This window comes from Ferroacidibacillus organovorans, assembly GCF_001642725.1.
Lineage (GTDB): Bacteria > Bacillota > Bacilli > Alicyclobacillales > SLC66 > Ferroacidibacillus > Ferroacidibacillus organovorans.
Genome location: NZ_LSUQ01000005.1, coordinates 46,411 through 72,357, shown reverse-complemented (window position 1 = coordinate 72,357; position 25,947 = coordinate 46,411). Strand labels below are relative to the sequence as shown.

The 25,947-nt window shown below is 53.6% G+C and carries 23 protein-coding genes, 4 tRNA genes and 1 pseudogene; 3 read left to right on the top strand and 25 right to left on the bottom strand.

The features are described from left to right. Positions 1–125 precede the first annotated feature (125 nt). Together AYW79_RS02865 and AYW79_RS02860 are read left to right on the top strand one after the other, a co-directional pair. Positions 126–1,025, top strand: a complete 900-nt coding sequence (locus AYW79_RS02865) for an ABC transporter ATP-binding protein (protein WP_067561310.1) — start codon at positions 126–128, stop codon at positions 1,023–1,025. After that, positions 1,022–1,765: an ABC transporter permease gene (locus AYW79_RS02860; RefSeq protein WP_067561306.1), complete on the top strand. Its 744-nt coding sequence runs from the start codon at positions 1,022–1,024 to the stop codon at positions 1,763–1,765. Before AYW79_RS02865 ends, AYW79_RS02860 begins: the two co-directional genes overlap by 4 nt. Positions 1,766–1,862: 97 nt before the next feature. Here the strand turns inward: AYW79_RS02860 and AYW79_RS02855 are convergent, their stop codons facing one another. From AYW79_RS02855 to AYW79_RS02845, 3 genes are all read right to left on the bottom strand, one after another. After that, the gene (locus AYW79_RS02855) at positions 1,863–3,527 is read right to left on the bottom strand and encodes a long-chain fatty acid--CoA ligase (RefSeq protein WP_067561305.1); all 1,665 of its coding nucleotides are present in this window, start codon (positions 3,525–3,527) and stop codon (positions 1,863–1,865) included. Positions 3,528–3,822: 295 nt separating this feature from the next. Then, the gene (locus tag AYW79_RS02850) at positions 3,823–4,542 is read right to left on the bottom strand and encodes a 3-ketoacyl-ACP reductase (protein ID WP_067561303.1); all 720 of its coding nucleotides are present in this window, start codon (positions 4,540–4,542) and stop codon (positions 3,823–3,825) included. Between the two features lie 72 nt (positions 4,543–4,614). Further along, positions 4,615–5,355 carry an SDR family oxidoreductase gene (locus AYW79_RS02845; RefSeq protein WP_067561301.1) on the bottom strand — a complete coding sequence of 247 codons (741 nt, stop codon included), beginning with the start codon at positions 5,353–5,355 and terminating at the stop codon, positions 4,615–4,617. 699 nt (positions 5,356–6,054) lie between these two features. Here AYW79_RS02845 and AYW79_RS02840 point away from each other — a divergent pair. Next, the gene (locus AYW79_RS02840) at positions 6,055–6,267 is read left to right on the top strand and encodes a glycine zipper domain-containing protein (RefSeq protein WP_079291778.1); all 213 of its coding nucleotides are present in this window, start codon (positions 6,055–6,057) and stop codon (positions 6,265–6,267) included. An 88-nt stretch (positions 6,268–6,355) separates the two neighbouring features. Here the strand turns inward: AYW79_RS02840 and AYW79_RS02835 are convergent. The 22 genes and pseudogenes from AYW79_RS02835 to spoIIE all read right to left on the bottom strand — a co-directional run. After that, a pseudogene (locus tag AYW79_RS02835) lies at positions 6,356–6,646 on the bottom strand (nucleotidyltransferase domain-containing protein); the annotation flags it as partial. Between the two features lie 163 nt (positions 6,647–6,809). After that, positions 6,810–6,883 (bottom strand) — tRNA-Gly (locus AYW79_RS02830). A 9-nt stretch (positions 6,884–6,892) separates the two neighbouring features. Beyond that, positions 6,893–6,969 (bottom strand) — tRNA-Arg (locus AYW79_RS02825). A gap of 9 nt (positions 6,970–6,978) precedes the next feature. Then, positions 6,979–7,055, bottom strand: a tRNA-Ile gene (locus tag AYW79_RS02820). 5 nt (positions 7,056–7,060) lie between these two features. After that, a tRNA-Gly gene (locus AYW79_RS02815) sits at positions 7,061–7,135 on the bottom strand. Positions 7,136–7,230: 95 nt separating this feature from the next. Then, positions 7,231–8,559, bottom strand: a complete 1,329-nt coding sequence (locus tag AYW79_RS02810; protein WP_067561293.1) for a hypothetical protein — start codon at positions 8,557–8,559, stop codon at positions 7,231–7,233. A 9-nt stretch (positions 8,560–8,568) separates the two neighbouring features. Further along, positions 8,569–10,074: a lysine--tRNA ligase gene (gene lysS, locus AYW79_RS02805; RefSeq protein ID WP_067561426.1), complete on the bottom strand. Its 1,506-nt coding sequence runs from the start codon at positions 10,072–10,074 to the stop codon at positions 8,569–8,571. A gap of 137 nt (positions 10,075–10,211) precedes the next feature. Beyond that, positions 10,212–10,688 (bottom strand): transcription elongation factor GreA, encoded by a 477-nt coding sequence (greA, locus tag AYW79_RS02800; RefSeq protein ID WP_067561292.1) that lies wholly within the window; start codon positions 10,686–10,688, stop codon positions 10,212–10,214. 335 nt (positions 10,689–11,023) lie between these two features. Further along, positions 11,024–12,031, bottom strand: a complete 1,008-nt coding sequence (gene dusB, locus AYW79_RS02795; protein ID WP_067561290.1) for a tRNA dihydrouridine synthase DusB — start codon at positions 12,029–12,031, stop codon at positions 11,024–11,026. Between the two features lie 82 nt (positions 12,032–12,113). Then, the gene (gene folK, locus AYW79_RS02790) at positions 12,114–12,623 is read right to left on the bottom strand and encodes a 2-amino-4-hydroxy-6-hydroxymethyldihydropteridine diphosphokinase (protein WP_067561288.1); all 510 of its coding nucleotides are present in this window, start codon (positions 12,621–12,623) and stop codon (positions 12,114–12,116) included. After that, positions 12,623–13,456, bottom strand: a complete 834-nt coding sequence (gene folP, locus AYW79_RS02785) for a dihydropteroate synthase (RefSeq protein WP_231877726.1) — start codon at positions 13,454–13,456, stop codon at positions 12,623–12,625. Before folP ends, folK begins: the two co-directional genes overlap by 1 nt. Before the next feature lie 16 nt (positions 13,457–13,472). Next, on the bottom strand, positions 13,473–14,438 hold the full coding sequence (cysK, locus tag AYW79_RS02780; protein ID WP_067561419.1) for a cysteine synthase A: 966 nt from the start codon (positions 14,436–14,438) through the stop codon (positions 13,473–13,475). A 76-nt stretch (positions 14,439–14,514) separates the two neighbouring features. Then, positions 14,515–15,399 (bottom strand): Hsp33 family molecular chaperone HslO, encoded by an 885-nt coding sequence (gene hslO / locus AYW79_RS02775; protein WP_231877725.1) that lies wholly within the window; start codon positions 15,397–15,399, stop codon positions 14,515–14,517. Next, positions 15,399–16,187, bottom strand: a complete 789-nt coding sequence (locus tag AYW79_RS02770; protein ID WP_067561415.1) for a type III pantothenate kinase — start codon at positions 16,185–16,187, stop codon at positions 15,399–15,401. The genes hslO and AYW79_RS02770 overlap by 1 nt, the downstream gene beginning before the upstream one ends. Before the next feature lie 97 nt (positions 16,188–16,284). Beyond that, a complete protein-coding gene (ftsH, locus tag AYW79_RS02765; RefSeq protein ID WP_067561284.1) occupies positions 16,285–18,168 on the bottom strand; it encodes an ATP-dependent zinc metalloprotease FtsH in 1,884 nt (627 codons plus the stop codon). A 98-nt stretch (positions 18,169–18,266) separates the two neighbouring features. Further along, positions 18,267–18,815, bottom strand: a complete 549-nt coding sequence (gene hpt / locus AYW79_RS02760; RefSeq protein ID WP_067561408.1) for a hypoxanthine phosphoribosyltransferase — start codon at positions 18,813–18,815, stop codon at positions 18,267–18,269. 41 nt (positions 18,816–18,856) lie between these two features. Continuing rightward, positions 18,857–20,239, bottom strand: a complete 1,383-nt coding sequence (gene tilS, locus AYW79_RS02755) for a tRNA lysidine(34) synthetase TilS (RefSeq protein WP_067561282.1) — start codon at positions 20,237–20,239, stop codon at positions 18,857–18,859. Then, the gene (locus tag AYW79_RS15755) at positions 20,223–20,657 is read right to left on the bottom strand and encodes a threonine/serine exporter family protein (RefSeq protein ID WP_067561280.1); all 435 of its coding nucleotides are present in this window, start codon (positions 20,655–20,657) and stop codon (positions 20,223–20,225) included. Before AYW79_RS15755 ends, tilS begins: the two co-directional genes overlap by 17 nt. A gap of 56 nt (positions 20,658–20,713) precedes the next feature. Then, positions 20,714–21,478, bottom strand: a complete 765-nt coding sequence (locus AYW79_RS02745; protein WP_067561278.1) for a threonine/serine exporter family protein — start codon at positions 21,476–21,478, stop codon at positions 20,714–20,716. 99 nt (positions 21,479–21,577) lie between these two features. Continuing rightward, complete coding sequence (locus tag AYW79_RS02740) at positions 21,578–22,558, bottom strand: protein kinase domain-containing protein (RefSeq protein ID WP_067561277.1); 981 nt, start codon at positions 22,556–22,558, stop codon at positions 21,578–21,580. After that, a complete protein-coding gene (locus tag AYW79_RS02735) occupies positions 22,548–23,282 on the bottom strand; it encodes a vWA domain-containing protein (protein ID WP_067561275.1) in 735 nt (244 codons plus the stop codon). The genes AYW79_RS02740 and AYW79_RS02735 overlap by 11 nt, the downstream gene beginning before the upstream one ends. A gap of 62 nt (positions 23,283–23,344) precedes the next feature. Beyond that, the gene (spoIIE, locus tag AYW79_RS02730) at positions 23,345–25,921 is read right to left on the bottom strand and encodes a stage II sporulation protein E (protein ID WP_067561273.1); all 2,577 of its coding nucleotides are present in this window, start codon (positions 25,919–25,921) and stop codon (positions 23,345–23,347) included. Between the last annotated feature and the right edge of the window lie 26 nt (positions 25,922–25,947).

Here is a 25,947-nt window from a genome sequence, read left to right as displayed (position 1 = left end):
CCGCAGCGAGGGTCCTCTATCTGCAGATAGAGGACCCTCTTCACGCTGCAGATGGATGCGCGATCCATGCGCGCACGCTACACTTGTACCATAATGGAAGTCTGAGAACGCGGGAGTGAATGTGCGTGTCGACGGTCATCGAGATGGAAAACGTATCAAAAGTGTTTGGTAAGAAGCGCGCCGTTCATTCGATGAGCTTTGCGATGGAGCGCGGACATTCTGTAGCGCTGCTCGGGCCAAACGGCGCCGGAAAAACAACAAGCATCGCGATGATGCTCGGTTTGACAAAGCCCACATCAGGTCGTGTATGCCTGTTTAGCGGTGATCCCAAAAGCGCGACGTCCCACGAGCGTATCGGTGTGATGCTACAGGAAGTCAGTGTCCCACCGCGCCTCAGCGTGCGCGAGACGATCGATATGTTTCGCGGATTCTATCCAAAGCCACTGCCGACAGATCGCCTGCTGCAGGTGAGCGGGCTCACAGAAGATCAAAAAACGATGGCGCAAAAGCTCTCTGGCGGCAAGATGAGGCGACTTCAGTTCGCGCTTGCCTTAGCTGGCGACCCAGACGTACTCTTTCTTGATGAGCCGACGGTCGGCATGGATGTGGCATCCCGCAGGACGTTCTGGGATGAGGTACGCTCATTTTTACGCGCAGGCAAAACATTGATGCTGACCACGCACGATCTGCAAGAGGCTGACATGCTCGCTGACCGCATCGTCGTCATGCAGAATGGCGCTGTGATTGCGGACGCACCGCCTGAGTCGATCAAGATGCAATTCGGCGGACGCACCGTCTCCTTTGTCGCGGGTCCGGACATCGATTTCGAGCGACTCAGGATGCTTCCTGATGTGACGGACGTGCAGACGGTGGGTCGGCAGGTGACCGTGCGCACGCAGAATTCGGACGCGTTGCTAAAAACACTCATCCTCGAGGCGTGGGATATCCGGGATATTCAGGTGCACGGTGGGGGCTTGGAAGACGCGTTTGTGCGCTTGACCGCGGAAGGGGGCGAATCGCAGTGAGAGCAACCTTGACCTACTGGAAATACGAGCTCATACGCACATTGCGTGATCGCCGCTTTTTTCTCCTCACACTCGGAATGCCTGTCATCTTCTATTTCGTCTTTATCAATCAACAGGGTGGCGCGCTGCGAATTGCGGGGACATTTTGGAGTCACTACTTTATGGTCTCCATGGCATCGTTTGGCGTCGTCGGCTCTTCGATCAATACGCTCGGCGTACGCTTAGCCGCAGAACGGCAGAGCGGCTGGGTCCGCTATTTGCGAACGACTCCGCTCTCATCTTTTGGATACGCGATCGCGAAAATCTTGACGCAATTGACACTCTCTCTTCTTATCATTCTCTGCATCTTTCTCGTCGCGCACTTCTCTCAGAACGTCTCGCTCTCTGGCGGCGAGTGGCTTACGATTACGCTGTGGCTCTGGATCGGTTCCCTGCCGTTTGCCGCGCTCGGCGTATTCATCGGACTGACCGGCAACGCGGCGCAACCGCTTGGAACACTGATGTACTTGGTGGCCTCCATGCTAGGCGGGCTGTGGACACCCATTCAGGCGTTGCCAAGCGTCATGCAAACCATCGCAAAATGGACGCCTACCTACCATTATGCCCATCCCGCGTGGCGTATCCTCGCAGGCCAATCGATCCAAGCGTCGGACATCCTTGTCCTGCTGGGGTGGACGCTCTTATTTCTTATCGGTTCCGTCGCGTTGCAACGCCGGATCGACACAAAAGTCCAAATGTGAAAAAATGATCCGGTTGATAGCCGTGCGGCGTTTAACCGGATCGCACCTGTCTAGGTTTGAATCTTCGCCACAGCGCTCACCCATTCTCCTAGGCTTTTCATCGCTTTGCTTGCTCTTGCTCCTGAAGCACTCTCCACAAAACCTTGCCGCTGCCCGATACAGGCAATCGTTCGACAAACTCGATGACCCTTGGACATTTGTACACGGCCATATGATCCTTTGCCCATTCCATGATGCTTTCTGCTGTAACGGAAGAACTTGAATCCCGCTTTAGAACAACGAACGCTTTTACGGTCTCTCCCCTTCGCTCGTCAGGAATGCCGATCACACAAGCCTGTTCAATCGCCGAATGCCCGTAGAGAAGTGCCTCCACTTCTGTCGGCCACACTTTAAACCCAGAGGCATTGATCATTCGTTTCACGCGATCTACCATAAAAAAGTAACCTTCATCGTCATACCTTGCGATATCGCCTGTGCAAAAAAACCGCTTCCCATCCCATTCTATAAAGGCCTTTTGATTCTCGTCCGGGCGCTGCCAATAACCGAGGAAAACCTGCGGCCCGCAAACGATGACTTCTCCTTCTTCATGAGGCCCACACTCACGCATTGTCTCAGGGTCGATCACACGCGCATCGACCGCAAACGACGGTACGCCCATACACTGCATCTTCGGACGGTCAGGTGGATTAAAGTGGGTTTGCGAAATCGTCTCGGACAGACCATACCCTTCCACATAGCGAAGCCCAGTGCGTTTGAGCAGTTGTTCACCGACGGCTTCAGGGAGCGTAGCGCCGCCTCCGCCGATGACCGCAAGAGAGGACAGGTTGAATTGATCCAGGTTCTGATTCCCTAAAAAGTCAATGACCATCGTTGCGATGTTGGTCCAGTGTGTACACCCTAAGCGCTCGATAAGCTGCGCCGCCACTTCTCGATTCCAGCGTGTCATGATCACCATGGTCGCACCCGTATAAACGGATAGGAGCATGCTGTGAACCATCCCAGTTACGTGAAACAGCGGCAGTGTCGTCAAGATGACACCGTCTGCCGTTGCGCCAAACCAATGAGCTGCACCCAACACGTTGGCCTGCACCGTGCGATGCGTATGCATGCATCCTTTGGGACGTCCAGTGGTTCCTGATGTGTAAGGAAGCACCGCGAGATCATCTGCTGCCCCGATCTCTGGCCCGGGATCCAACTTTTGTTCAAGCACTTGTCTCCACAGTGCAACGGATGCCGTGAATTCGCGCTGAGCGTCCGCCTTTACCTCCTCCGGTAACTCGTACGCAGATGAAGCGGGAAGAACATCTGAATAGGCCACACAAATCACATAAGCTAAATCTCCTGCGTTGTGAAGTGGCGCGATGCGAGGGTATAATTCTTGTCCAACAACAGCGGTGGACGCGCGGCTGTCTTCGAAGTAAAAGGCCAATTCGTCTGTAAGGTTCATCGGATTCACAGGCACGACAACCCCGCCCGCGCGCAGAATCGCATGAAATGCGATGACATACTGCGGTGAATTCTGCATGTAAAGAACCACGCGATCCTCTCTTCTGACTTGGCACACGTGTCGCAAGTAACCAGCCAGATGGTCAACCTGCTCTTTCAGTTGCCGATACGTGAGGGTCGCGCCATAGTAATGAATGGCCGCTTTGTTTGGATAGCGTCGGGCTGACACCGCGAGATTGTCATAAAGCGTTGTCTCGGGGACTGTGAGCTTGAACGGAACCCGGTTAGGCCAATGGCGAAAATGGTTTGTCAGCATGGCGTTCCTCCGTTTAGGTTGAATATTATGAATAATATTCAGATGAAAAACGCCGTATTCTATTTGATCGCACAAAATAATAGGTTAAAGGTACTTTCAAGCATTCACTGCTAAGCTAAATCTCGTTGATGATTACCCCCTCTAGATCCTTGCACTCCTCTTTCGAGGAGTGCCTTTTTTATTTTTTATAGCCGAGGATACCTTCGCCTGCCCCTTCGATAGGAAGAGCGCCGTCTAACCCAGGGTGGATTTCCGCCACCAATCAGATACACTAGAAGCACGCGAAACCAAGGAATCACTGTGGATTCGTAGTCCAAATTCCAGCTTGATTGACGAACACCCGTTGTGGAAGTTTCAAGATGGAAAGCACAAGATCCGCCACATCCTCTGGTTGCATCATGCGGTCTTCATCGCCAACCTTCAGTCCAATGTTCGAAGCAAGTTCTGTATTCACGGTACTCGGGGTCAGTGCCGTCACACGAATATTGGATTTACGCGCTTCCTGCATCAGTGATTCTGTAAATCCGATAACGCCGAATTTGGATGCGGAATATGCTGATGTTGTTGCGTTTCCTCGCTGACCCGCCGTAGAACTGACATTGATAATATTTCCTGTATTCCGCCTCATCATGTCCGGCAGTACAGTACGTGTCACATAGTAGGTCCCAAACAAGTTTACTTTGACGATGTGTTCCCAATCATCCGGATTCATTTCAGCAACGGAACCAAACTTCGCAGTCCCAGCGTTGTTTATGAGAATGTCAATCGGCCCCAAATCCTTGCTCAATACTTCAATAGCTGATTCCACCTCTGTGCGATTCGACACGTCAGCAGTAGCCACACTAACACGAACGTCATATGACTTCTGAAGCGTATTTGCTAAGGACTCAATATCTGTACGTGTCCTTGCAAGGAGTCCAAGATGAACACCTTCAGACGCAAGTTTCACAGCGATGGCTTTGCCAATCCCTTTTCCTGCTCCTGTTATTAATGCAATTTTCCCATGCAAACTCATTTCGTCACCTCAGATTTGAATTTGTCTTTCCCTGCCCTCAATTGTGATGGTCGGTTTTGGGAAACAAAGCAATTACGACGGTTGAGTGGTCGGTCGAACGAGAATTTCATTGACGGACACCCGTTCCGGTTGGTCAATCGCATAGAAGATTGCGTTTGCAATGTCACCTGATTGCAATGCCTGTGCCGCACCTCGAGACTTCAATGCAGATAACGCATCTTCATCGGTAATCGTCGTCAGCAACTCCGTTTCTACCAATCCGGGCGAGATAATGGTCGCGCGAATATTAGAGGTTGGTGACAACTCCATACGGAGACCCTCTGTAATGGCTCGAACTGCAAACTTCGTTCCACTGTATACTGCCCCTGCCATCCCAACTCGATGGCCTGCGACAGAAGAGACATTGATGATATGGCCACTTTGATGCCTCTCCATGATGGGTATTGCAGCTGCAATACCATAAAGAACGCCTTTAATATTTACGTCTACCATTTGATCCCACTCGTCAATCTTACGTTTATTTAAAAACGAGAGAGGCATGAGCCCCGCATTATTTACCCAGACATCAATTGTTCCGTACGTCTTCAAGGCAAACTCCGCCAAAGCTTGAACGTCCTCCATCGATGTAACATCTGCACTAAAATAGCTGGCCATCCCACCAGCTTGTGTAATTTTGTGCACCGTCTCTGCCAAGCGTTCCGCTCTTCGTGCGGATAAAACAACCTTCGCTCCACCTTGTGCCAGACGCGCTGCCGTAGCCTGTCCAATACCGCTACTGGCTCCCGTGATAACGACAACCTTATTTTCAACCATGGTGATTTCCTCCCCATTTCATTGGAAAAATTGAATCAACAAATCAATGAGGTATTGATAACGGATATCCTCATCCCCCGATGTCTTTGCGATCTGAATCCAGTTTCCCCGAGCAGAAAACTCACTCGGGGAAACGAGATCTGCATCTGGGTTACGACATTTTCAAGACGACTCGAAACCTAGCCTGTCCTGACATCCTATCTTCGTATGCTTCGTTCACTTGTTCGAGATGGAAGGTTTCAATGCGTGGGTGGACACCAGTTAACACACTTAAGTTTAATGTATCCTCCGAGTCTTTACCAGTACCGCTATGCCAGCCTTCGACAGAACGCCCGAAAAGCAGAAGCTGCAGCGGAGATACATCAAGAGGTTCACCCGATGCTGCTGCAATGAGCAGCTTACCGTGCTCCACGATTTCTAAGTTTGTTGTAGGTTGGGATTCCAGCGCAGAGGAGCGACCAGCACCGTCCTGGACGAGCTATCCACTTTTGCGATGCTATCAATCTTCTCGATCGACTCAAGGGACAGTGAATGAGATCGTGCAGCAAAAGCGTTCACCCACTTTAGATCACGCGAGGAAGATTGCAAAGGTGCTAAACATGGAGATCGGGGAGATCTGGCCGAATGAATAAGAAAGGATAACCGCGAGTCGGTTGGGAATCCTATGCTTGCATCTAAATCATAACAGGGGGTGAGATGGTGACCGAAAACAACGAGCGAAATCGAAAAGGTTCCCATAGGACTGGTGAAGCCGTAGGTACAGTAGGCGGTGTTGCGACCGGAGCTGCAGTAGGATCCGTCCTTGGACCGTTAGGCACAATTGCTGGCGCCGTAGCAGGCGGAGCTTTGGGCAACAAAGTCGGAGAACGCGTTGGGGAAGCGACAGCGACTCAGGACGAGCGCAACAAGTAGCTGCGGCATCACATGGTATAGACTAGAGCTGTGTGCGGCGCGAGAACGATGATTTCTCTCGCGCCTTTATTTTTTCAATCATATAACGTCAAGCACAAATAATTATGCGCAATCTACCCAGCGTGGGGGCTGTTGTCGCGTAGGCAAGCAAAAAAGCCCCCCGGTTAGGGCAATAGATGATCTTCCCTTCGGCAACAATCTCCTTTTTCAAGGGAAACCCACGCTGCCATTCATCAGGTGTACGCACCATAAAATCCATTGGCACTCCAGTGACAAGTTCTTTTTGGCGAACCATTAATGCACGCCTTGAAGGTTTAACGTCGGTGTCCATGATTATCAGAAAGTCATAATCGTTATCAATATCCGCATCGCCCCGTGCACGGGAACCAAATCATACGATTCGTTCTATCGGGAATGTATCAACCAATTGACGAACGACCTGTTCTACAACTTGCTGCTCATCAGAAGTCACAGTATCACCCCCGTACAGCAAAAAGCCGCCTTAGATCTCTTTTAGTCTAAGACGGCCTATTTCTTTCGTTTGGAGCGGGTGACGGGAATCGAACCCGTGCTATCAGCTTGGAAGGCTGAAGTTCTACCATTGAACTACACCCGCACATAAATATGGCGTGCCCGGAGAGATTCGAACTCCCGACCCCTTGATTCGTAGTCAAGTACTCTATCCAGCTGAGCTACGGGCACACAATTTCCTGGTGGGCCCACCAGGACTCGAACCTGGGACCAACCGGTTATGAGCCGGCCGCTCTAACCAACTGAGCTATAGGCCCATCAATGGAGCGGAAGACGGGATTCGAACCCGCGACCCTCGCCTTGGCAAGGCGATGCTCTACCCCTGAGCCACTTCCGCGCAACAAAAAGTATTATAACGTAGCCAATCCAGAAAGGCAAGAATTGAATAGAAATAAATTTTATCAGAGAACGCCGAAAGTTGCAATATGTAATTTACACTCCACGCTCGTGTGCCTTTTCTTCGAGCAATGCCAACTGTGCAGACTGGCGAAGATACGTTTCTCGGCGCATCTCATACGCAATCTCCCACTGCGCTTCGAGACGATCCGCCTCCGCAATTTGGCGAATGCGTCCCGCCAGCACTCGATCGTCCCCCTGCTCAAACGATACATTCAGAACATCCGGCACAGCACGCACGGCTGCAATCTCCGTGACCCCGATTCGTCCCGCCCGCTCATAGCGCCTCCCAATGCTGACAATCTCATCTTCCTTCTCCCAGGCGCGCACGCCGGCAGCCACCCGCTGATGCTCACAGAAGGCAGTGAAGGATTGCTCGAGCACCCGATCAACATGTGCACGTTCCGCTTCCAGCAGAAGTCTAAAAAATGCATCCACTGGAAACGATTCGCGAATCTCCGCTACACTTGCTGTCACGTAGCAACCGTGGCGCGCCAAATAGAAGGAGAGCGTTTCCACGGAGCGATCATCGCGCTCAAGTTGCTCGAGTAGATAATAGGAAAAAAGTTGATCACACGCCCCCTCCACCGCGAGATGACGCGCTGTCTTCACTTCTAGCATTCGCCCATCCATCACAGCATCCACAGCCGCCCCTGGCTGTCCGAGAGCCGCGCCAAAAGGGATGGCGTGATGGACAGCAAGTTCACGCACATCCTTTACATCCGCAACGTATTCTCCTGCAAGGCGCGTGATATCCTGCTTAATCCGCTCTAGCAAATCGCCGCGCGCCACTTCTTCTCGCGCAATTCCCTCTACAGAAACCGCGCCGTACCAGGCAAACGCTGCACAGTCTTCTAAGATCGGACGTTTCAAACCGCGAATGTAATCGTAGCGACGAGCCAGTCGATCCCCAAAATGAATCGCCAGATACGCGTCGAGCACATCCTTGTGATCATCTGCGCGGCGTGCGCCAGAACGCCGTTTCAATCCTGACACACCCACACTTTCATAGGTGCGACGATACGCATCAAGCGTACGTCGGTACTGTGTGCGAAGACCGGGAAGCTCCACCAGAGACAATCCTTGTGGATCGAGGTCCATCGGAAGTTCACCTACCGTGCGAAACGGAAATCCGTGTTCCACACGCTTGCCTAACTGCCTCTGCCAAACGGCAGTAAGCCAATACGTAAACGCGAGTCCACTGACTGGAACTTCCTGCGAAGAGAGCACGTATTGAGTCGAGTGGCGCGAACGCAAGCTGCCGATCGGTTTACCCTCTGAGGTTCGAAAAAACTGCGCAAGTGACGGGAGCTTTTCTCGCCCCTTTTTCATTTCTCTGCGATGCCCAATCCTCGATAACGTCATGTGACACCTCTAGCGCTTTGAAGTTTCGTCCTGCTGCTTCATCAGAGGAAAGAGCAACACATCGCGAATCGAAGGCTGATCGGTCAAAAGCATCACCAGTCGATCAATGCCAATCCCGAGCCCCCCCGTCGGTGGCATGCCATACTCCAATGCTGTGATGTAGTCCTCATCCATCTCATGTGCCTCGTCATTTCCCTGCTCGCGCTCCTGCAACTGCGCCTCAAAGCGCTCCCTTTGATCGATCGGGTCGTTCAGTTCAGAAAACGCATTTGCATACTCACGCGCAGAAATGAACAATTCAAAGCGGTCCGTGAACCGCGGATCCTTTTCATTTTTTTTCGCGAGTGGCGAGATTTCCACAGGGTGCCCATAAACAAATGTCGGTTGTAAAAGTGTCTCTTCAACCTTCTGCTCAAAAAAGGCGTTAATGATATGCCCAATCCGATCATTTTCCCCGTACGAGACACCGTGCATTCGGGCCAGTTCGCGCGCCTCTTCCAGTTCCGTAATCGCAAAAAAGTTTACATCGCACGTCTTTGCGATCAGATCCACCATATGCGCGCGCTTCCACGGCGTCTTAAGAGAAATGGGCCGCTCCGCATACGTGATCTCCGTCGTCTGGCAAACGTCAAGCGCGATCTGCTCAATCAAACGCTCCGTGAGCCGCATCATATCCTCATAATCCATATACGCCGCGTATAGCTCCATCATCGTAAACTCCGGATTATGCCTTGTCGACACACCCTCATTCCGATAGACGCGGCCAATCTCAAACACGCGGTTCAATCCGCCTACGATCAGTCGCTTCAAGTGAAGCTCCAGTGCAATTCGCATGACAAGAGGCATCTCCAGCGCATTGTGATGCGTGTGAAATGGTCGCGCAGCGGCGCCTCCGGCAATTGCGTGAAGAGTAGGCGTCTCGACTTCGAGGAACCCCTGCGCCTCCAAATGTTTACGCATCGACTGAATAATCTTGCTGCGGCTGATAAAGGTATTGCGCACCTCTGGATTGACAATCAAATCGACGTAACGTCTGCGATAACGTGTCTCCACATCCTTCAACCCATGCCATTTCTCAGGAAGCGGACGAACAGCCTTACTCAGCAGTTCAAAGGATTCCACATGGATCGTCGTCTCACCCCGCTGCGTCTTAAACAGGTAGCCAGAGACACCGAGGATATCTCCGATGTCAAGCATTTCAAAGCGCGCATACCCATCGACGCCGAGTGTATCGACGCGCGCATAGATCTGCATCTGTCCTTCCTGATCCAAGAGTCGGACAAACTGTGCTTTTCCGTGACCGCGCCGCGCGGTGATCCGTCCTGCAACGTGTACGCGAATCCGCTCCTGTTCAAGTGTTTCGCGCGTCTGTTCATCACCGATCTGCTGTACATCTCGCGCGTGATGTGTCACATCAAATTTGTGACCAAACGGATCGATGCCAAGTTGTCGCCATGTTGAAAGCTTTTCGAGACGCACTTCACGCTCACTGCGGTTGTTCGATTCGCAGTCTATCGCATCGGCTTGTCCATGAGTATCCCCTGAGTGTGTTTCCAAAACCAACGTCCGCCTTTCATTCATCGATAGACAATGTCAAAATGTTCCAATCAATTCATCGAAAAAGAGACGCCGACGAATCGGCGTCCTCACGGTCACTTCCGAATATCGAGAACCTCGTACTGAATGGTTCCCGCGGGTACGGTGACTTCAACCGTCGACCCGACCGATTTTCCAAGGAGCGCCCGCCCAACTGGACTCTCATTGGAGATCTTGTTTTCTGCCGGGTCAGACTCTGCCGATCCAACGATGTGATACTCAACATCTTCTTTATACTCAATATCCCGAAGCGTTACCGTCGATCCGATGCTCACAACGCCCGTGTCGATCTCTTCGTCATGGATAATGCGCGCATTGCGCAACATCTTTTCCAGCGTAATGATACGCCCTTCAACGAAGGCCTGCTCATTCTTCGCGTCCTCGTACTCTGAGTTCTCGCTGATATCCCCATAGCTGATCGCAACTTTAATTCGTTCCGCAACTTCGCGTCGTTTGACTGACTTTAGTTGTTCCAGTTCATCTTCTAGTTTTTTCAATCCAGCCGGTGTTACAAGGACTTCTTTTTCAGACATGTGTTTCGCTCCTTTGCACCTCTGCCACACAACAATCCCTATAAAATGAATTCATCGCACCCATGAGCCATAAACGCTGCTCCATCTGCCAAAGCGTCACAAACACTCTCACTCAGAATCTGCGGTAATTATAGGGTATGGACTGTGGAGTGTCAATGAATGTTCAATGCCCCATTTTACGAGATGATAATGGCCTATTTCACTCAAACTCAGCATCACACGCCAGAATGGGTTCCTTTTCATCCTACGCATGCGCGCTCTCCCTCATGTCTAGGATCTATCGCTTGCAATGCAATCCTGGTTAAATTTCGACTCACTCATCCATCCTCTCACCGTCACGCGATCACGCGAGATGTGTCGAGAATCTCCAACAACGTTTCCTCCATGCCTGCCATCGTTTCCTGGAGGTTGACGCGATCACGCAAAGCAGTGGCACCAGGGATTCCCTTGACGTACCAACCGGCGTGTTTTCTCATCTCGCGCACACCCGTGTGTTCCCCTTTATCCTCAACAAGCAAGTGAAGATGCTCAATCGCCACGGCAATTCGCTCCTGCACACCGGGGGGAGCAAGCTTATCCCCCGTCTCGAGAAAGTGTGCGATCTCCCGAAAGATCCACGGATAACCAAGCGCAGCCCTACCCACCATCACCGCATCGCAGCCTGTCTCTTGAAGCATTTGCAGCGCAACATCCGGTGAATCCACATCCCCATTGCCAACGACCGGAATCGATACAGCTTCCTTCACCTCGCGAATGATCGACCAATCCGCTCTCCCGGAATAGAGTTGACGCGCCGTTCGACCGTGGACAGTGACCGCTCGGGCGCCCGCCGCTTCAACCGCTTTAGCCACTTCGACCGCATTCACATGCTCATCGTCCCACCCTTTGCGAAACTTGACGGTAACCGGCTTATTGACGCGTTTGACGACAGCCTCCACGATCTTTGCCGCATAATTCGGATCCCTCGCGAGTGCGGCACCCGATCCGTTTTTGTAGATTTTTAATACAGGGCAGCCCATATTGATATCAATGATATCCGCGTTAGTCGCGCTACCGACCATCTCCGCCGCCATGACCATCGTTTCGATATCATACCCAACCAATTGCAAACTGACAGGATGTTCATCCGGCACGATGGTCAACATATGCTGTGTGCGTTCATTTTTGTGCACAAGCGCCTTGTCACTGACCATCTCTGCACAAACCATCCCCGCGCCCAGTCGCTTTGCCAGATTGCGAAACGGCGGATTACAAACCCCTGCCATCGGCGCCAAGATCACCGGATTATCGAGCGTCACGTTGCCAATTTGAAGCGGCTTACGAAGCGATTCAAGTGCAGACATTCAAACCATCTCCTTAAAAGAAAAAACGAATCGGCAGAAAGGCGAATCGCGCGCCCTCTGTATCCCGATCCTCACTTCTGTATCAACCCCAAAATCCCAGCGCACAAGCCCGTCGCACACCGTCGCGTCCGTCCACAGTCGAACACAGGGCGTGAATGGTTTGACCCGTTAGCGGATGCACCGCCTCGGGGACGAGTTCTTCGAGCGGCACCAGGACAAACGCACGCTTGACCAGGTGTTCATGGGGGATCATCAGTTCTGGTGGGTCGACAATCACCGTTTCCCCACACAGCAAAATGTCCAAATCAATCACGCGCGGCCCATAGCGCACAGTGCGAACGCGCCCCATCGCCTGTTCAATTTCCAAGAGTGACTGCAACATGGCATATGGATTGGCCGATGATTCCAAGCGAACCACTGCGTTGAGAAACTGAGGTTGATCCAGAAGTTCCATCGGATTTGTTTCATACACGCTGGAAACCTCTCGCACACGCGTTCCTGGCATATGCGAGAGGTGTTTGACCGCCTGTGTTAAATGATCTTCCCTCTTCCCCACGTTTGAACCAAGCGAGACCAGATAGTCGCGATACATTATGCCCGCACCATCGCATCCGTCATACGCACAACGCGCGCCATCGCTCCCACATCATGCACGCGAACGATATCGGCACCACGCGCAATCGCCAGTGCAACCGTAGCCGCTGTTCCTTCGACACGTTCTTGAACGGGCAAATTCAACACATGGCCGATCACCGATTTGCGAGACGTGCCAACTAAAACAGGATACCCCAATCGCTTGATCGCATTCGTCTCATTGATCAGACGCAAATTTTGCTGCATCGTCTTCCCAAATCCGATCCCCGGATCAAGGATGATCTTATCCCGCGAAACGCCCGCCTGGATCGCCTGATCAACAAGCGTCTGCAATGCCTCACAAACGATCTCCACGACGTCCCCTCGCAATTCCGGTTCATCCGTTGAATTATGCATCAAGATCAGCGGCGCGTCGTACGCTGCGGCCGCGAGAAGCGTTCCTTCGTCGCGTTTCCCGCCCCAGACGTCATTCACCAGATCAATCCCGGCGGCAAGCGCCTTGCTTGCCACTTCACCTTTATACGTATCAATCGAAATCGGTACATCAATCGCTTCACGCAACGGTTCGAGAATCGTCTCGATCCGCCGCCACTCTTCATCAGCGCTGAGAGGCGCATGGCCAGGACGCGTCGACTCTGCCCCTAGATCGATCAAATCTGCGCCCAGCGCCACCATATCGAGCGCATGCTCAATCGCGCGAGCGGGATCGATATAGTGCCCCCCGTCCGAGAATGAATCAGGAGTGACGTTGAGAATCCCCATGACAAGCGTACGCTGTCCCAGAGACGTAAGGATCGAGCGTCGCTCACGCGGTCGCATGGTAAGTTTCAACGTCTCCCCTCCTTACTCAGTCAAATTGAAATAATGCCGTACTCAGATATCGTTCGCCGTTCGAAGGCGAAACGGTTAAAACGCGTTTTCCTCGCCCCAGTTCTTTGGCGACTTGGATCGAAGCAAAAATCGCCGCCCCTGTACTGATTCCAACGAGAATGCCCTCTTGCTTCGCCGCAGCGCGCGCCATTTCAAACGCGTCTTCATTGCGTACCTGAATCACGCGGTCGAGTAATTTTACATCAAGAATGGACGGAATGAAACCCGCTCCAATCCCCTGAATTTTATGAGGCCCTGGATTCCCTCCAGAAAGCACGGGGGAGTCTGTCGGTTCAACCGCAATGATTTTACAGTTTGGAATTTCACGTTTCAACACGCGCCCCACGCCAGTCACTGTGCCGCCTGTGCCGACACCTGCGATAAACGCATCCAACTGTCCGCCCATTTGTTCGACGATCTCAGGACCCGTCGTCTCTTCATGAACGCGGGAGTTGGCAGGATTGTCGAACTGCTGAGGGATAAAGAATTTTTCCGAATCCGTTGCCGCAATCTCTTCCGCTTTCGCAATCGCTCCGCGCATCCCTTGCGCGCCTGGTGTCAAAACCACTTCCGCCCCATATGCGCGAAGCAGGCTGCGACGCTCCACGCTCATCGTGTCCGGCATGACAAGAATCGCCTTGTACCCTTTGGCCGCCGCCACCATGGCCAAACCAATCCCTGTATTGCCGCTCGTCGGTTCAACGATCGTATCCCCTGCGCGCAGTTTCCCTGAACGTTCTGCATCTTCCACCATCGCGAGAGCAATCCGGTCTTTCACACTTCCCCCCGGATTAAACCATTCGAGTTTCACATACACATCTGCCGCCTCTGCGGGTACGAGTGTGCGCAACTTTACTGCGGGTGTCTTACCAATTAGGGATGTGACGCGATCCTCCGTATTCACAATGCGTTCCCTCCACACCTTTGATATTTGCGCAACCATGCGCAATCAAAGTCACTTTTAACGTTCTTTCTAACTGTACAATGCAGACAGGGGCGCGTCAATCCGACTTTACCGATCAGTATTTCGCAAGTTCGTGCAGCGACACAATTTCTTCTCGTGAAAAATGATACGCAGTCACACAGAAGTGGCAGACCAGTTCAGTCGAATCTTGCTCAACCGCCAACTTCTTGAGCTCTTCTCGTCCAAGCGAAAGAAGCACGCGACTCAATCGCTCTTTGCTACACGTACACTGAAATTGAATCGGTTTTTGATCAAGCACCTGCAAATCTGATCCGCACGCCATCTTCAAGAGGTCTTCCGGCGTTGCGCCATCGCGAATGAGACTGCTCACATTCGGCATACGCGCCATCGCGTCTTCGAGCGCGCGCAGTTCATCTTCTTCCGCGTCCGGCAAGGCTTGTACTAAAATGCCGCCCGCTGAGATCACCGTATAATCGCGGTCGACGAGTACGCCCACCGATACCGCAGAAGGGGTTTGCTCAGACACAGCATAGTAATACGTAAAATCTTCACCAATCTCGCCAGATACAAGTGGGACTGATCCACGATAAGGCTCTTTTAATCCGAGATCCTTTGTCACATAGAGCGAACCCTCGCGACCGACTGCCATCCCGACATTCAATTTGCCAAAGGCGTTCAGTTCTAATTCAACGCGCGGTTCGTCCACCATCCCGCGAACGTCGCCGCGCCCCGTTGCAACGACGAGGATATTGCCCAATGGTCCATCCCCGCGCACCTGAATCGTCACCTGGTGGTCGTCTCGCTTGAGCCCCACCGTCATGATCGCGCCCATCGTCGCAACGCGCCCAAGCGCCGCCGACGCAACAGGCCAAGTGTTGTGTCGCACTTGAAGCGTTCGCACAAGACTTGTACTGCGCGCCGCATAGCCGACAATATGACCGCTACGCGTTGTTCCTGTCGCCACATAATCGTCCGTCATCATTTCTCTCCCTCGCGATTATTACCAGAATTCATTTTCCAAATATGACGAAGGCCCTTTAGCGTGAGCAATGGATCCACAACGTCAATCCATTCTGACTCTGAACAGACAAGCTCAGAAATACCGCCTGTCGCCACGACGCGATAAGGAAGAGGCAATTCTTCGCGGATGCGTTTGATGATTCCGTCCACTTGTCCGATGCTCCCGAAAATCATGCCGGATTGCATGGCGTGCACCGTATTCTGCCCGATCACGGAAGGTGGTTTCACCAGTTCGATGCGCGGCAGTTTAGCTGCGCGTTGAAACAGCGCCTCTGTCGAGATTTGTATGCCCGGCATGATGACTCCACCGAGATACTGACCTTTTTCATCGATGACACTAAACGTGTTTGCTGTTCCAAGGTCCACAATGATGAGCGGATAGCCGTACTCCTCGATCGCCGCGACAGCGTCAACCAGGCGGTCCGCGCCAACATCGCGCGGTGTATCATACAGTATGGGTAGAGACGGTACGAGATCGGCCGACACAATCATGGGAGGTTGACCAAAATAACGCTGACACATTCGCTCAAACGCAGGCATAAGCGGCGGTACGACGGATGAGATGATCACATCGTCAATGTCGTCCAAACGCAATCCGCCGTCCGCCAAAAGCGATTTGATATGTAATCCAATTTCATCCTCTGTCTCATCGCGCAATGTGCGCAGGCGCCAATGGTGTTCCAGCACCTCCTCGCGATAGACGCCTACAACAATGTTTGTATTCCCAACATCAATCACAAGTAACAGTGCGCTCACCCCAATTTTTGATTCTAGATTTAAACGCTCACCCATAGCGAACCGGGTGCCTCAAGAGGCACCCGGCATTCTTACTCTGTTCTAGCCATCAGGTCAACGTGGGAGTTGGACCGTCACCAAAGGCGTTCCGCCCATTGATGGTCACCTTCGGACCGTCATCCTGTTCAACGAGCCGCCCATACTCCATCAACTGGCGAATCTGTTCACCGTCAAGCGTTTCGATCTCAAGCAGGGTCGTGGCGACCAGATCCAATTTGTCGCGATGTTCTGTGAGCAGCGCGCGCGTCCGTTCATAGCACTCGTCAATGACGGAGCGCATCTCCTTGTCAATTTCGTACGCAATCGCGTCACTGTAGTTCTGCTCTGACCCGATATCACGTCCGAGAAATACCTGTCCTTGGCGATGTCCGAACTGCATGGGTCCCAAGCGGGTACTCATGCCAAACTCCATGATCATCCGGCGAACAATATCGGTAATGCGTTCAAGGTCGTTGGAAGCGCCCGTGCTGATTTCGCCAAGTACAATCTCTTCAGCGACACGTCCACCCAGGAGTTCGATCACGCGCTCCATAATGTCTTCACGCGTCATGTAACTGCGCTCTTCTTTCGGCAAACTTACGGTATAGCCTCCTGCCATTCCGCGCGGAATGATCGTCACCTTGTGAACGATATTCCCAGTCTTCAGGTAGTAGCCACACACTGCATGCCCACCTTCGTGGAACGCCACGAGGCGCTTCTCGCGGTCGCTGATCACCTTGCTGCGCTTTTCCGGGCCAGCGATCACGCGGTCAATCGCATCATCAAGCTCATTCATCTCGATCACCGGCTTGTTTCGGCGGGCTGTGAGCAGTGCCGCTTCGTTGAGCACATTCTCGAGGTCTGCACCTGTAAAGCCGGGCGTCCGTTTGGCGATCACTTCAAGGTTGATATCTTTTGAAATCGGCTTGTTTCGCGAGTGAACTTTAAGAATCTGCTCGCGTCCGCGCACGTCCGGTCGATCGACGGTGATCTGTCGGTCAAAGCGTCCTGGCCGCAAGAGCGCTGGATCGAGAATGTCTGGACGATTGGTGGCGGCGACGATGATGATTCCTTCATTCGCGCCAAACCCGTCCATCTCGACGAGCAATTGGTTCAAGGTCTGCTCACGCTCATCATGTCCACCGCCGAGCCCTGCGCCGCGCTGCCGTCCTACCGCGTCAATCTCATCGATAAAAATGATGCACGGCGAATTCTTTTTCGCCTGTTCAAACAAATCACGCACGCGCGATGCACCGACACCGACAAACATCTCGACGAAGTCGGAACCGCTTATGCTAAAGAACGGCACACCCGCCTCGCCTGCCACCGCTCGCGCAAGCAGCGTCTTACCTGTGCCAGGCGGTCCGACGAGCAGTACGCCTTTCGGGATGCGCGCACCAACGGCAGAGAAACGTCGCGGGTCTTTTAGAAATTCCACAACTTCGACAAGCTCTGTTTTTTCTTCATCTGCGCCCGCTACATCTTCAAACGTGACGCGTTTCTTTTCTTCCGTGTAGAGACGCGCTCGGCTCTTGCCAAAATTCATGACGCGATTGCCGCCGCCTTGTCCCTGATTGAAAAGGAAAAAGAACAACACAAAAAACAAGAGAAACGGAACAATCGTGCTCAAGAACGTTAGCCATGACGATTCCTTGGGTTGGGGATAAATCGTCACATCCGCAGGCAAGCTGCTCAACTGGTTCACAAGCGCTTCTGAATAGAGTGCCCGAGAGGTGAATTGCGTTTTATTCACAAACTGGCCCTGAAGTTGAAGCGTTGTCCCATCCGCCGTGACCTGAAGCGATTGAATCTCATGGTTTTGCATGGCGGTTCTAAATTGACTCCATGAAAGCGGCTGGCTCGAACTCGATCCAGGCACCAGAAACTGGAGCACACCAATGATGATAAGTAGAATGAGTAGATAAAAAATCGCACTCTGATAGAAACGTCTCATTCCCTACCTCCTCTCGGTCAAGGCTCAGATATTGTAACACAACGCGGAAGAAAATGGCACGAGCCTCAAGCGTTCCCGAGTTTTTACGCGTGAAGCAATCAATCTTGCGCGCCCGCATAAACTGAGGGTTTTAACACGCCGACATACGGCAGTTCGCGATAACGCTCCGCATAGTCTAACCCATAACCGACCAAAAAGTGTCCGGGAACGGTGAATCCCGCAAAATCTGGCGATATTTTAACGGTTCGTCCGCTCGGTTTGTCAAACGCGGACGCAATGCGCACCGAGTTGGCGCCGCGCCGCAAGAGGGAATCCCGCAGATAACTGAGGGTCAACCCACTATCGACGATGTCCTCCACCAGCAGGACATCACGTCCCTCCACGGGTCGCTCAAGATCCTTTAAAATTTGGACGACGCCAGACGATTTGGTGGATGCGCCATAGCTCGATGTGGCGATAAAATCCATCTCAAGTGGCAGCGTCAGGTTCCGTACAAGGTCTGCCATAAACAAAAATGCGCCTTTGAGAACGCCGACGACGATGAGCGGCTGTTCTGTTTGGATGGATGAAATTTCCTTTGCCATCTCCTGAACGCGATGGTCAATTTGTTCTCTCGAACAGAGAATCGATTCTATATCTGGATGCAACATCTTGACTCCTTCACGCCATGGTGTCCTGCACACAATGCCTACATTCGTTCTGTCGAATTGTGTGAAAAGATAGGGTGCACAGAAATGGTGTACACCATTTCGCCCAATTTTTGCAATCCACCTTCAGGCGGATCGGTGAGTCCCGGAACCCAAAGAATGCGCCCGCGATACACGAAGACGGGGTAAAGTCGGCGCAGTGACGCAGGCACGCGATATGTATTGAACAAATCCGACACGAGTCGCTCACGCGATGCGTGCACCTGAATCCGATCTCCAGATTGCCAAGGACGGAGCATCAACTCACCAAGCGCTGCAAACCGCATATGCCACACATTTTTCGACGCGTTTGCCCCGGGTGAAACCGCGAGGCGAAACCAAGAAAAACGCAAGCGAGTGCCCTGCGCAAGATGTTGCGGTGCAAACTCACAGTGCGAGACGTCCACGCGCCGCTCCAGTCGCACCAAGCGGCTTGTCGCCGATAAATGCCACTCGCGCGACAATTCTTGTCGTCCCACTTCACCGCCTGCCGCAAGCTCGCGAATTCGTTCGACATCACGATATTCCCACGATTCAAACGGCAGTAAACGTTCTAATACTAGTTTAACCACTCGCCGTTGTAAAGCGACGTGATGACTTAAAAGCGTTTGTTTCACGATCGTAACAACTTCATCAGAAGGCACCACGCACTGGCGCGCGATCGACTGTGCCATTTGCTGTAAGACGTCATCTTCTTCACGCACAACTTCGGCCATTCGTCCTACCGTTTCATCGAGATGGTCGCCAAACTCCGCGCGCAACAGCGGGAGGATCGTGTGCCGAATACGATTTCTCCGATATTCATGAGAATCGTTCGTCTCATCATGGACAAAAGGCACTGACCACGCGCGTTGGTATGCCGCCAACGCATCTGGCCGTACGTGAAGCAGCGGCCGTACGATCAGATGCGCCCCGCGCGCCGAAACACGCTTCATACCGCGCATGCCGCGCATGCCCGTCCCACGAAAGACGTGATGGAGGATTGTCTCCGTCTGATCCTGCGCGTGGTGCGCGGTTGCGATCATGTGAAGTTCATACACCGCGCACATCCCAAGTAGCGCATCGTAGCGAAGCGCTCGCGCCGCTTCTTCCGCTCCTTCGCCCGTTCGCGTCATGCGCTCTGGCGCGTCAACCTGGCAAAAATGAAACGGAATTCCCGCGTTTTCGCACCATGCTCTCACAAACGATGCATCGCGATCTGCCGTCTCTTCGCGCAAACCGTGATGGACGTGCCCGACGTGGATCTCCAATTCAAGGTTTTCACGGCATGCGATCGCGGCGTGCAGCATCACCATCGAATCGCGCCCGCCGCTTACCGCAAACAGAATGCGAGCGTTCGGATGAAGGTGGATGAATTGCGCAAGCGCATCAGTGACGGGATCCAATGCGCCACCCCCACGCGGCGCGCGCCACAACGCCTGCCATCACAAGACCTGAAGCGATCGCGCCCGCAATAAATGCCGCTTCCAAAAGCATCGAGATCCCCGTGACATTCTCGTGAATCACAAAGTCCCTCATGGCCATATAGGCGCTCGATCCGGGAACGAGACTCACGACACCCGGTACCGCAAAAACGGTGACAGGCATTCGAAATTGACGCGCAAACCCTTCACTGATTAAGCTTACGCAGACGCTGGCCAAAAAAGCCGCGACGACAATGTTTAGTCCGTGATCAAGCGCACCGATATAGAGCAGGTGCGCAATGAGTCCCAAAAAGCCGATCGGCAGGATCGATTTAGGCGGGATCTGATACAAAACGCCGACCGCAATCGTCGCCAAGATGCTAAACAGACTCGCAATCACGAATGACCCTCCACCGCAATGATCATGATAGAAAAAAAATAAACCATGTGAAATCGTTATAAAACATGTGCGAACACCCCAATGGAAAGCGTGACTGCAACCGCGAGCGCAACCGCCGTAAACAGTCCCTCCGCGCCACGCGCCACCCCTGCAAGCAAATCGCCTGCGAGCAGGTCGCGAATGGCATTGGTAATTGCGAGTCCAGGCAGCAGCGGCAGAATCGCGCCAATCGTGATCGCGCCCTGTGAGGTCGAGTGAATAAGAACACCAAGACCCTCCGCGAGAAGAGTGGCAATCAGCGCGGCGAGGAGTACGCCAAAAAAGCGCGGAACAAAGCGGTTGAGCCAAGAGACCGTCGATTGTGCCGTCAATCCTGCGACCGCCGCCACGACAAAGTCGATCAGCGTACCGCCGAGCACAACCGCAAAGCTGCCACTTGAGATCATCGCGGCAAGCAGTTGTAAAACGCGCGAATAACGCGGTGGCGCCGCCTCGATTCGCTTCAGCGAGCCGATCGCATCGTCAAGCGTGCATGAGCCTGACGCAAAGCGACGTGAGAGATCATTGATCGCAGTCACACGACCAAGATCCATCTGTCCGGGCTCACGCATGCGGTACAAGCGCGTCGTCGTCCCGTTTTCCGTTGTCAGCGATATGAAGATTCCGGTTGGTGTCACAAAGCTTTGCACTTGATCATCCGAAAGACCTGCACCGCGTGCCAGATGATCGATCATCGTTTCAACGCGTGACGTCTCGCCCCCATTCGAAAGCAGCAGACGAGCGGCCTGAATCAATAGATCGAGAAGTGCGTGTTCATCCAAACGCCATCACTCCGCTCGATTTTCCGCTTGCGCGGCAAATTGCGTCCCGCACATCAGATTACCTGAATTGTACACGACTCGCGCGCGACGGGGTAGCGTTTAGCGACTCACAACGAGGATGCCGACAAGACTCGAAGCAAACACGATGACCGCCGCCAGGAGACCATAGTCAGTGGAATCCCAGCGCCGCCGTGCGGATCGCACAGAACCGGCATGCGCATAGGAGGGCGTCGCACTCTGGATGGAGCGAAGGTAAGCCTGAATCATGAGGAGAACGTCTCGACTCGGGCAGGCGTCTGTGAGTACGCGAGAGAGTCGGTCAAGCAACTCGAGGTGTGGCCCTGGCACGCTCATTTGGTTCGTGACATAGGCGCGCCGCTCGCGAGGGTGAGCGGTGGCAAGACGCTTTAGATCATGCTTTGGAATGGGCCGAAGAAGGTGCAGCGCCAACATGCACACGGCAAACAAGTCGTAGTGAACATCCGCTTTGCGTGAACCGAATCCCCACCACGCGCGGTCAAACGGTTCCGTGAATTCCTTGACAGCCTGCCCGATGACCGTAACACCGCCAAAATCGATCATCGTCAAGCGCCTAGACGTCTTTTCGATCAGAAAATTTGCTGGTTTGACATCACAGTACGCGAAGCCTGCGTCGTGCAGTCGCGTGAGCATCGTCACCAACTGTTCAAGCACCATCGGAAACTGCTGTAGATTCTCCCTCGTTTTCATCCACTCGTCAAGCGCCACACCGTCGATGTAGGTCATCACGAGAACGGGCCAGAACGCATTCGCAAAATAGACGTCGTCAAGCGCCACCACATCTGGAGAGACGTTTAGATCCCGAGAAATACTCGCCATTGTGCGTAGCCGGTCGCACTCGACGGCCAGCGCTGAAGCCTGTGCGCTCACCTTTAGCGCATAGCGCTTTGCCTCATCATCCGTCACGAGATAGACCGCGCCGTTTGCACCGATTCCAATCAGATGCTCCACGCGATACGCACGTTTTGAGAAGCGCCCCGTCAACACGGTTCCTTCTGCAAGGCTAGGGATGTCTGTGGCGTCTGCAATTTTATACGACATGGTTCCTCACATCTCCAGATCGTCCATCATTGAGTGCATCCATCCTGCGATCGCGCAGCAATTCACTCATCGCAGCCTCCAGCGCCGGTCCCGTCGGCGTGTTCCCGGATGGCCTCAAGCTGCCAATATAGTCTGCCAGACCACCTGCAAAATCGCGCTGTCTGACAAGATCGACAGCCTCACCGCGGGCGCCTGGATAGGTCACGACGATCAGTTCGTACGCGCCGCGCCTGGCGGATAGCCCGAACTCCAAATCCCGAACGGATTCGCGAACCGCCGCCATCTTGCTCTGCATACTGGCTGACGCATCAAGCACAAGCGCGATGGTCAACTCAATCTCATCGGTCATCGTTTCAACAAATCGCGCCACTTTCGTCCGCGTTTCAGGCGGGAGTCCGTCTGACGTTTCCCCGACCAATTGCCGAAGTTCAGCGTTTACGACGTGATGGAGTGTCAGTTGCATCGTTTGTCGCGTCACCATCTGCATCGTCTGCGATAGGTCATGCGCCTGTACCAAGCGGCAGATGCCCCCACCCGCCTCCGCGATGTTTTGCGCCTCGCGCCTGCCCTGCTCGCCGAGCGATCCCTCGTCCAAAATTCCGATGACACTTGTCGTCATTCCACGCGCCCGCGCGCACTGTGCGACATAGACGGGATCCGTTCCCACATTGGAGCACCCGTCTGTAATCAAAAGGATTTGGCGAATTCCTGGTTCTTCACGCATTGGCTTCCACTCCATCAATGTTTTACTTCCTAGTTTGCCCCCAGGCGGGCCATTTCATCCTCTCAAAGCTTTACGAGGCGTTCAGCGTTGGCAGGGTGCGTAGGAACACGCTTTCTCCGCGGATTTCTGAGCTTTGGAACCTCCGGAATTGGTATCGTCGCCCACTGCGGGCGATGCGGGCCAATGCGTGCGCAAACCACTGTCATGTCATCGCGAATGACACCGCCCGCGGCGCGCACCGCCGATTCGAGCAGGAGATCGGCGATCACCTGTGGGTCGCTGTAGTCCAGTCGCTCAAGCTGGAAGCGCACCCACTCCTCCGGGTCTTTCATGTGAGACACAGCGTCCAGCACCCCGTCTGACATGAACGTCAAGAAACTCCCCTCGGCGAGACGAACGGTGATGGTCTGCACGTCAATCTCGTTCAAAATGCCAATTGGCACGCTATTTCCAGTGAGTGAACGCACCGCTCGCCCTTGCTTCACAAACGTCGCCACGGAACCCACTTTGAGAAATTCCGTTTGCAAGGTGTAGAGATCGATGATGGCAAGGTCGAGCGTGGCGTAGATTTCCTCCTGTGAGCGGAGTGCGAGCGCCGAGTTGACCGTCTTGACGGCTGTCGTCTCATCAAACCCGGCCCGCAGCAATTGCTGCACCATGCGCACCGCTGCATTCGATTCCCTGTGGGCGCGTTCACCGTTGCCCATTCCATCGCTCAGCGCAATCGCAAAGCGCCCTGTTCCGAGATCCACCGTCGTATAGGAGTCGCCGCTGTGTAGTGCGCCGTTTTTTGACGCGCTCGCGCACCCCGCGATCACGTCATATTTGCGTGCGGATCCTAGCGTGACCACCTGATAGGAGCCATCGCGTGACGCCTCCGTTTTGCGCACGGCAATTGTCTCGCGCAGCAGGTCAGAGAGAAGCGGCGCCACCAATTTTGCGCATTCATCATGTCCCGTCGGGTGTTGCTCCAAGATTTGAATCTCTACCTGCCCTTCTTCTAGCGACATGATCTCGATCCCCTGCACCTGATAACCAATCGAAGAGAGCGCGTCGATGATTTGTTTCTCTTGGCGCACACTATCTCCATTTTCGCGTTGCAACTGCTGAGAGAACCCTTTCATCATGGAGGCGACGCCGTCGAGTTGAGATGCGACAAGGCTTCGCGCGTCGGCGATGCGAACCTGCACAGCGTGTTCCAGCGCCGTCATGTGACGCGCCTGTTTCATGGTCGTTAGCAACTGATCGTTCTTGATGCACATCCGCGCCATCACGTCGGGCATCTCGGCGACCGTCATGCGCGGATTGGTTGCGATACCCGCGAGCGTTTGCGCCATCGCCTTGTGCGTTTCTGGCCACTTTAGTTCAAAGCAATCGCGCTGGCGGCGACAGTGCGAGCAAAGATCAAAATGAACCGTATCAATCGTGCGCAGCGTGACGTTCTCAGGATCGAGTCCTGGGGGTTCACTGGAGGTCTCGTGAAACGTAGAGGAAAGGTCCTGAAAGACGTGAGCAATCTCATCCATCCGCGATGTCATCAGGTCTTTGATGCGCCGCGCCTGATCAAGCTGGCGGTTGTGAAAGTGCGTCGTCCCAGGAACGTAGCGCGCCAACTGGTGGAGCATACGCTTTGGCGTCAATAGGAAGAGGAGTGTCGCCCCTGCCGCCGCAAACATCGCCCCCTCTGCGCCGCGCATGCCGAGCAAATCGACGGCGAGCGCCGAGGAGGCGATCCAATAGCCGATGCCCATCACGTAGCGTGAAGTATCGCGAAATACGCCAGCCAGGAGTCCCGCAAATCCGAGATAGGCCACATCTGCGCCACTCTGTCCACCGCCAAGCGCAATGATCAGCCCGCAGATGACGCCGGACGCAGCGCCGATCCCGGCGCCCCCCACGGAGGCGAGCGAGAGGACGAGGAAACCTGCTACCAGCGGCTCAAGATGGACCCTACCGATGGCAATCCCGTGCAGACCTGTCAAACACGACGCGAGAATGATCAGAATTCCGACCCACTCTTCCATGCCCAGTGTGCGCTCGGTAGAGCGATTCCACTGAATGGTTTGCGGCAACTGCATGAACATATAAGCCAACAGTCCACAGAGCAGCGCGTCGACCATTGAAAAAGCAACCGTATAGGTGTTAAGCCCATTAAGCGGTGCGGAGAAACCAATGCGAAACCCAAAATCCACGGCTGCCGCGATAAACGGAAGCGAAGATGCGTCAAACGACTTTGTCATTTTCATCACGCGTTGGATGATGGCAAAAGAGATCAGCATGCTCGCGAGCATGAGCGGCTGAGTTCCTGCGGACATATGCGTAACACTGCCGATGAGCAGACCTGTCGCAAGCCATAACGCCGTGCCTCGGCGCATCTGTAGGGCGACTGCAAACGCGGCGACAGGGAACGGCGTGAGCGATCCAACGATGACGGCTCGTCCAAACAAAACACCGACGACAAGCACACCTAACATCAATAGCAGCCGCTGCCACACATTCATCGACACCTGCTTCGCGCGCGGCGACTGTTGTTTTTTTACGGCCGGTTCCGGTGCAGCTTCAGACTGTGACGAGGCGCGTACGAGATGAATATGCGTGCCGCGACGTTTTGTTTTTATCGACATCCGATTTGGATTCATGAATTGCACCACCCGCGCATAGAATA